6 protein-coding genes are annotated in these 8,107 nt (G+C 42.8%); 2 read left to right on the forward strand and 4 right to left on the reverse strand.

Features of this window, described 5'->3' with window-relative positions:
- Entirely contained in the window at positions 1–2,130 is a 2,130-nt protein-coding gene (locus tag BUA44_RS14090) for an NACHT domain-containing protein (protein WP_072813294.1), read from the reverse strand.
- A gap of 31 nt (positions 2,131–2,161) precedes the next feature.
- Positions 2,162–5,950 carry a type IIG restriction enzyme/methyltransferase gene (locus BUA44_RS14095; protein ID WP_072813296.1) on the reverse strand — a complete coding sequence of 1,263 codons (3,789 nt, stop codon included), beginning with the start codon at positions 5,948–5,950 and terminating at the stop codon, positions 2,162–2,164.
- A 248-nt stretch (positions 5,951–6,198) separates the two neighbouring features.
- Between BUA44_RS14095 and BUA44_RS14100 the strand changes: the two genes are divergently transcribed.
- The gene (locus BUA44_RS14100; RefSeq protein WP_072813298.1) at positions 6,199–6,525 is read left to right on the forward strand and encodes an addiction module antidote protein; all 327 of its coding nucleotides are present in this window, start codon (positions 6,199–6,201) and stop codon (positions 6,523–6,525) included.
- A gap of 124 nt (positions 6,526–6,649) precedes the next feature.
- Complete coding sequence (locus BUA44_RS14105) at positions 6,650–6,895, forward strand: TIGR03905 family TSCPD domain-containing protein (protein WP_072799897.1); 246 nt, start codon at positions 6,650–6,652, stop codon at positions 6,893–6,895.
- 36 nt (positions 6,896–6,931) lie between these two features.
- On the opposite strand, the gene BUA44_RS14110 is transcribed toward BUA44_RS14105, so the two are convergent.
- Both BUA44_RS14110 and BUA44_RS15440 read right to left on the reverse strand, forming a co-directional pair.
- Complete coding sequence (locus BUA44_RS14110) at positions 6,932–7,198, reverse strand: zinc ribbon domain-containing protein (RefSeq protein WP_072813301.1); 267 nt, start codon at positions 7,196–7,198, stop codon at positions 6,932–6,934.
- A 335-nt stretch (positions 7,199–7,533) separates the two neighbouring features.
- Entirely contained in the window at positions 7,534–7,866 is a 333-nt protein-coding gene (locus BUA44_RS15440; protein WP_143152020.1) for a hypothetical protein, read from the reverse strand.
- Positions 7,867–8,107: the final 241 nt, after the last annotated feature.

The raw sequence follows: 8,107 nt of genomic DNA on the forward strand, positions 1-8,107 counted from the left end.
TTAGGACCCACTAACCATTGAATTAAAATAACTTATTCCTTTTTTAGTTACAAAACTTAAATCCCCATTAAGACGTATATATTCTAAAACCTCTAATTTATGCAGTTCCTTACTTATAAGGCGGGGCTCAAATTCACCCATCAAATCTTTTCTAATATTTGATATTTGACGATGTCTTGGAGTATTACCTGTTTTAAAATACATACCAAGAATTCTCCGTTCTAACGACACCGTAGCTTCCTCCACACTTTCATTGTCATTACTATTTTCGAAAATAGAAGTATCACCACAACTAAAGAACAATACGGCATCTTTTTCATCCGATTTATTCAGAATTGAGCATTTGTAAAAATTACAATTTATGAAAGACGCTTTATGAAATAATTTTAAATTAAATGAACAATCATAAAAATCAACATTTGTAAACGTGACCGAATTAAATTCACATCCCTCATCAACATTAATCCCTTTTACAACAAAATCACTAATGGTGGCGTTTTCATATTTTTTTGAAAACTTTCTATTCAGTTCAAAGTCAATTTTAAACATAAATTGGGGATCGTATTCAAATTCTTCTTGACTAAATACATTCCATAATTTTTTTTGTTTTTCTTCTGGCTGAGCCTTAAAAGCCTCCGCCGCAAGAACGGCCATTGTTTGAGAGAGGTTTTGATGATATTTTGGATTGTATTTTTCATACACGCCCTCAATTAAATCATAACCTACTAAGGTTCCTAAAATAAAATCATTAACCATTCCTATATTCAAATCTCTTTTTTTATCTAAAAATGCGTGGTTAGTAAGCAAGTCTGCAAGTCTATCTTTTCTAGGTCTTTCCTCTGGATTATACCTTAATCTCGACAGCTCTAGAATACCGCTTTCATCTTCCAAAATAATTTCTTTTGCAAATTTTTTCTCAAACGTTCTGACATCAAAATCAGTCATATAACGTACAAAATTTTTAAATATTTCCATTTGTTCATCAGGTTCTATCTTTAGATTCTGCCTAACTTGTTCTCTTCTCAGCAAAAAATCAAAATACTTATCTACAATAGAGCATTCCGTCTGAATCTCTCTTAGTTCCACTTCACTAGAATATCTCAAATATGATAGCAAAACAGGGTTAGCAGCCTGACTTAATGGGAAATTTAAATTCATTACTAAATTCTTTCTATCTTTCTCTAGCCAATCATCTATCTGAGGTTCTTTCAAGACAATATTGTATAACTTATACTGAATTTCCTTATCCATCATAAAGTTATGAAATTCTTCGCTATTAAATATCGCCGTTTTTCTTGATGTTATCAGTATTTTCGCATTATTCTTTAGCAAATCTACTATCGTAGATAACATATTTTCTACACTTTCAAACTGTGAAGACGAAAAAGAAAAATCCTTTGAAATCAGTTCATCAAATCCATCTATTATTAAAGGCACTCGTCCATTTTCAATTTCATTTATCACTAACTTTGTGTCAACTTTATTTGCAAACTGATTCTCTATTTCCATGTGCAGCACATGTTTGAAAATTGACGCAGTTCTGTCGCGAGATAGTTCCGTAAAAAAAGGAAGTTTTGTTGTTTTTTCATTCAACATTTCATTTAAAATCTCGTATGCCGTACAAGATTTCCCATAGCCAGCAGCAGCCTCAAGAATTATAAGTAATGGACCTGAAGACCTAAGCATTTCATTACATATAAACTTTACCAGTGAATCGCCTACAACTGGTTTTTCTATAAGCGAGTCTTGATTATATGCACAAACTTCATACGGACTTTTGATATATGAGTAATGAGCTCCTTCAGGGAGCGTTTTTAGTACTTTTTCTACAAACGAATTATATTTCCTCTTTAGTCCACTAATTACAGCAGGAACGCTAAAGAAAGACTTAAACAATTGATTTTCTGCATCTTCCACCGATTGATAATTTCTGAATTCAACAGCATAACCAATCTGATTAAATTCATTTTGAAGCTTTTTGGCATCCTCACACTCCTTATCATCTGTGAGAATATCAACGCCATTATACAATCCCTTTGTAAAGGCAAAAGCATACGCATTTGTCATTTTTTTTTCTAATGTATACCCATATTTTTGGTAAACATTTAGAGCTTCATTTTCTAATAACATATTTAACCTTTTTTACAAATATAAATTTTCATCAAATTCTAGATTTCACAGCATCTATCTCTTCTGCATCAGTCACACCGTAGAGTTGATAGACAAGGGTGTTGACTTGTTTTTCTAAATCTGCGATTCGGTTTTGAGATTCTTCGACTTCGCTGTCACTCGCAATGATGTTCCCTGTTCCCTTCGACAAGCTCAGGGAACTTTTAGCGGCGATGATTTCATCGGCAAGGGTGGCGAGTTGTTGCAGGAGTTCTGCGTTGTCTAGGGGGATGCGGAGGTTTTCGAAGTAGGCTTTACGGATTTCTCGAGTGCCGCCCATGAGTTCGGGGCAGTTGTACCATATCCAAAGTTTGACGAGGTTCGAATTGAATATGGCGAGGAGGGCCTTAAGGAGAGATCCTTCGACTATGCTTACGCTCCGCTCAGGATGACACTCTGTTTCATCCGCAATGACGGTTGTTTTTTCTGTAATGATAAAAGATTTGTCGTTGCCGAAAGAGCCGGTTTCGTCGTAGGTAAACGGGAATACCGATGTCATGTTCGGATACATGATTTTCGGTTTGGCAAATTCTTTATAATAATCAGCAGCCCAACGCTGTAATGCATACCATTCGTAGCGAATGCCTGTTTCGGCCTTGTTTCGTGCTGAGAGTTTTTCTTTGTAACTCAGCAGATGTTTGTAAACAGCGGGATATTCCTTTTCAAATTCTATTTCCGCCTCTTTGGAACACCCGACAATGTTCGGATTCAAATGTAACGGGAAATGCCAAGGAACGAATAAAATATATTGATCATCCTTTTCCGTTTTCCAAGCATCAATATCTCGCCCACGTAATAACGGCTTTATTATTTCAGCACTTTTCGCATCTTCAGAAATTAATTTTTCTTTTGTTTTGCCATCAATAAAAAACGCGTCATTATAACCTGTCTTTAAACCGTAATTAATTGTAATCGGCATATCCTTCAAAGCCGTGCCGACATTCATTTTCTGCAATACGGAATCGTGGAGTTTGTTGCGGACACTCCATTCGCTCGCTCCGAAATTTTCTGCCGGGAACTCGAATGTCGCCGCCTTGACTTCTTTTTCGAATTCGCCGTGATAGTTCTTGCTGTTCAGTGAGCACGCCAAAACGGGCATCTTGTCGCCGGACTTTTGCGATACGAATATGCACACGTAAATGGTCGCATCGGCAAAAAACTGGACATCGCCAAAGTTGAGAATTTTCTTGAGCGAGGTCTGGCTCATGAATTGCCGCAGTTCCTTGCCGTAATCCACGAGCATCCACTTGTTCGGCATGATGAACGAGAAATATCCGTTCTTTTTCAGCAGGCTGTAGGCACGTTCCACAAAAAGGCAATAAAGGTCTGCGGACTTGTTGTAGCAACTGTAATCCCGTTTGCTGTAAACGTCGCTCATCTCGCCCATGCTCTGGAGTTGCACATACGGCGGGTTTCCGATGATGGCGTCGAAGCCTGTAAAGCGGCCTTCGTCGTCGAGGATTTCTGGGAATTCGAACATCCATTCGAGCGAATTGGAAAAGTCGATGGTGTCGCCCGCAGTGCCCTTGTATTCCTCGAACATTTCAATCTGTCCGTCTTCAACCATTCGGCTTTTGAGCGATGCAATCTTGTGCCGGAGCATCATCTTGGAACTCTGCGACTTGCCCGTTTTGTATTCCTGCACAAGTTGTCTGTATTCAATAAGGCTATTCTTGAGGCTGTCCCGTTTGCGGTCGGCTCGTTCATCACGAGTAAGATAGTCCGCGATCAAGCGTCCGTTCTGCACGGGGTATTTGCTCAGCAGCGAATCGCCGACTTTGATATTGATGTCGATGTTCGGGAGGGTCTGAAGTTGCTTGTAGCCGCTTTCCTTGGTGTAGTAGGCGTTCTTCAGGAGTTCAATCCAAAGGCGTAAACGGCAGATGTTCACGCTGTTGGGGTTCAAGTCAACGCCGAAAAGGCAATTCTCGATAATACGGCGTTTCTCATTGAACAAGGCTTCTTGATACCGCTGGCTTTCTTCGTTGCCCGGCTTGTATTCAAACGGTTCGCCCTCGTCGTCAACTACAGAAAGTTCGTCGTTATCTACTTTCAAAATCAGGTCGCGACGTTTGATGCGTTTGCCTTCCGCATCGCACAAAATGTTCAATTCCGACTTGATTGCAAGCAGGCGATTAAGCGCCGACACCAAGAAATGCCCAGAGCCCACGGCGACATCGGCAACGCGGATGTCATCAACAATTTCATTCGCTTCTGAAATATCTTCAATCTTGTCCGAGACATCTTCCAAATTTTCGCATTTCCAGGACTTTTTCTCGTTGAACTTCTGCACAACCGTCCGTTCCAGCACATCGCGGGCCATGTAGTCGGTGATGAACCCTGGCGTAAAGAAACTGCCGTCTTTGTAGCCGTTGATTTTTTCGAAGATAAGTCCGAGAACCGACGCGTTGATGAGCGTCTTGCTCGTAGAAGTCACACCGCCTTGTGCATCGCTTGCAAAGTTGTACGCATCAAGGAACTTGAAGATGTAATCCAGATTCGGGAGCGTGCCTTTTGCGCGTTTGCCGCGTTCATCCTTCAAAACGGTCTTGCCCCAAATTTCCATCTGGGCATCGGGAATGCCGCGGATTTTCAGGTGCTTTTCGTCTTCGGTCGGTTCGAACAGCGAACTGTTCAGGTAAGGGACATTCGGGAAACGCTTGAGCACGTCTTCGTCGCGGTCCTCAATTTTCTTGCCGAGCACCTTGAAAAAGAAAATGTTCAGTTCGTCAAAGTTCGCTATTTTGTCCGTACTCATGAACCGGTACGATGCATCGCCCTTTTGATACATGAGGATTTGCGATTCGACAAGTTTCAGGAACAGCAGGCGGTTCACCCATGTGATGCAGAGACGGAGTGCCATTGCCTCGCATTCTTCCTTGTTCGGGAAATCGTCTTCGAGCTGGTAGATGGCACTTTCGAGGAGGCTTGCCTTGTCACGATTTGCGGGGTTCTTGCGTCGGATGACTTTCTTGCCGCCCTTGTCTTCTTTTACTTCTTCGAGACCGATGATGTGCAAGAGTTCCGCATAAAAGTTGCGGTCGAGACTGTTGCTGTCGTTTGCAAAAGGCTTCGCGAGGAGGGTTTCCGGGGAGAGGAATTTGTAAAGGGGGAGGAGCTTCTTGTCATCGTCTTTCTCCACGGCCTTTACTGCACTTTCCAAAGAAAAATGAACGACAGAAATATCGCAAGATTTCAGAAAATCATCTATTGCAGGTTTCGCGATATCGTTGTAGAAATCAGATGTCTTGTTGCCGCTCATCTGATTCGCCTTGAATTTTAGGAACTGATCGTATATCGGTTTTGACTTGTTCCCAAAATAGCGGATAAAGTTCTTAACGTCGAAGAAATACCATTCGTCAAAATTTGTGATGGCGAGCCACTTGATTTCGTGATTGCCCGAATGCACGTATTCCAGCATAAAGTAATAGACGAGTTCCTGCAACGATTTTACGTTCGGATGCTCCGCCGAAAACATTTCTGCCGCATTCGTCGGCGACTTCGCTTCGATAATCACTGCCGGCTTTGCACTTGCCGTATTGCCGTTAAAAATCGCAAGGTCTATCGGGCGGTTGACCTGCACCGAATAATCGGGTTCAAAAATCTTGCGTAAAAAGTTCCAGATTTCGCCCTTGTGGTATTCTTCGTCCTGCGCCGAATTCCGCTTGCTGTAAAGATTCTTGAGCGAAAGCTTGAAATCCTCCATCTTTTCGACGGGGACAGGGAGCTTGAGAAACGCGGAATTGACGGACTTTTTAGGCGAAATGAACTTGATTGACATACAACGGAAATATACCCTTTTTTGAAGACAAAAGATGGCAATCTCAAGATTTTCGAGGCAAATCTCGTTTTTTTTGCAGTCGGGGCGTTGCGGGGTGTCCCCGCTAGAAGGGGTAGCGAGCACCAAAGTGCGAGCGAGGGGGAGACTTCCCCCACCAAAATAATTTTCAAAAAAATCGCGCGGGCCTATTGACAATTTGTAGCCGATTGGCTACTTTCTAAATATCGACAAGGCAAAGGAGTTGAACAATGAAAAAAAATGATGCAGAAGTTTCTGATTTGGATGTTGCCGATCTTCTTAAAACAGAAGAAGACGTAAAACTCTTTTTGGAAGAAGCCCTTGCCGAAAACGACCCCGTCCTCTGGCAGCATGCTATTGGAGATGCAGCCCGGTCAGTCGGAATGAAAAAAATCGCCGAGTCTGCGGGCCTGAATCGCGAAAGCTTGTACAAGGCGCTAAGGGAAGACGCGCATCCGAGATTCGACACCATCATGCGTGTGCTGAACGCCATGGGTTTAAAACTCTGCATAACCCCCTGTGCAGTCGCCGAGAAAAAGGCCGTGTACAAAGTTTAACTCCCAGCACTAGAAAAGGTGGTATTATGGATCGCGGATGGGATTGTGGAATCGGTCGCCAAGCCAACTTGCTCAGTACCATGGCTTTCTATATTTAACACACACTTTCAACCCCGAGACACACATGGAAGAGACTTTCAAGACCAGAGGCGTTTGCGCGACGACGATCCAGTTCACGCGCGACGGAGACAAAATCAGGAACATCCGCTTTACGGGCGGATGCAACGGCAACCTGAAGGCAATCGCGAAGCTCTGCGAAGGCATGAGCGCCGAAGATATCGCGGCAAAGCTCTTGGGCAACACCTGCGGCGGGAAGCCGACTTCGTGCGCCGACCAGCTGGCCCGCGCCGTCCTCGGGAAAGAAGCGTAATATCTTAAACATTACCGTTTCTTGAATACGACGATTTCAGCGCCAGCGCTTGAGCGTCGGGAAGTACTTGCGAAGCTCCGCCTTGTACTCTTCGCGGGAAAGGCTCTTGCCTGTATTCTTGTTGAATTCATCGACGAACTGCGAGCAGAATTCGACCATCTGCTCCATGTTGAAGTCGCCGGTGAAGGCACCGTCTTTGTAGCAATAGATGCAGTATTCTTCGTTCTTGCTGCCGTCGGCGTTGGTGCCCAAGATTTCCGGCGTGAGCGGCATTCCGCAGCTCTGACAAAACTTCATTTCCATAAGTTCTCCTTTATTTGATACGTACACAAATGTACACCATTTAGAAGGCTCTGTCAAGCCTAATCGTACTCAAATGTGTAGCTAGCAAAAAAGTGGTTTTTGTAAGCCCTTGTTTTACTGCTTTTTCGCTGTAACAATATAGAAAAAAGGCTTCAGAAGTCAGCTATAGCCATTCGCAGCGTATTCACAGCGTATAATTTCGCTTGACAGAGCCGTTCTAGACATCGCAGTCGAAATGCAGTTATAATAATGTATTACCGTAGCGAAACCTAGCCGTATAAATCGGCTTGACAGAGCGAAAACAAAGGCTGTGTCAAGGCGGAACGTACTTTTGGTCAGGGCTGGCTAGCAAACCTTCTGGATTTTGTAAGCCCCTTCAAAACTGCATTTTTTTCTGCAGAAACGCAATTTTTTGGCTGAAACAGGCTTTGGCGCCGCAGCTTTCTAATAGCAACTAAACAATAATCATTCAGCAAGTTCATAGCGTACAGATTGGCTTGACGCTGCCGAACCTGATCTTGCAGTCGTAATTCAGCCAAAATACAGTGGATAAGCAGTTTCAAACCGGCCGTACGTTTTAGCTTGACAGAGCCTTTTCCCAAAGAAATTCTTTCAAATTCAAGCCGTTGTTTGCATACAACGTAATAAAGACGGTACTTTCCAGGCAAAAACACCCCAAAAAGTACTACTTTTTCTAAAAAATTAGCCCAAAGCTACAGTTTTTCGCAGAATTCTTCCATGCTCTGCGCGAAGGATGGCGCGGAGAAGGGCCACCTTTTTTCAAATTCTACGCTTTTTCAGCTTCACCTTTTTTGGCCTATATGACATTTGGGTACCTAAATTTCTCGTAACCCTTTGATTTATAAGGCGTTGTAGCAAATTTTTCTTTTATGGGAAAAATTTGCTTTT

The organism is Fibrobacter sp. UWR3 (assembly GCF_900143055.1).
Taxonomy (GTDB): domain Bacteria; phylum Fibrobacterota; class Fibrobacteria; order Fibrobacterales; family Fibrobacteraceae; genus Fibrobacter.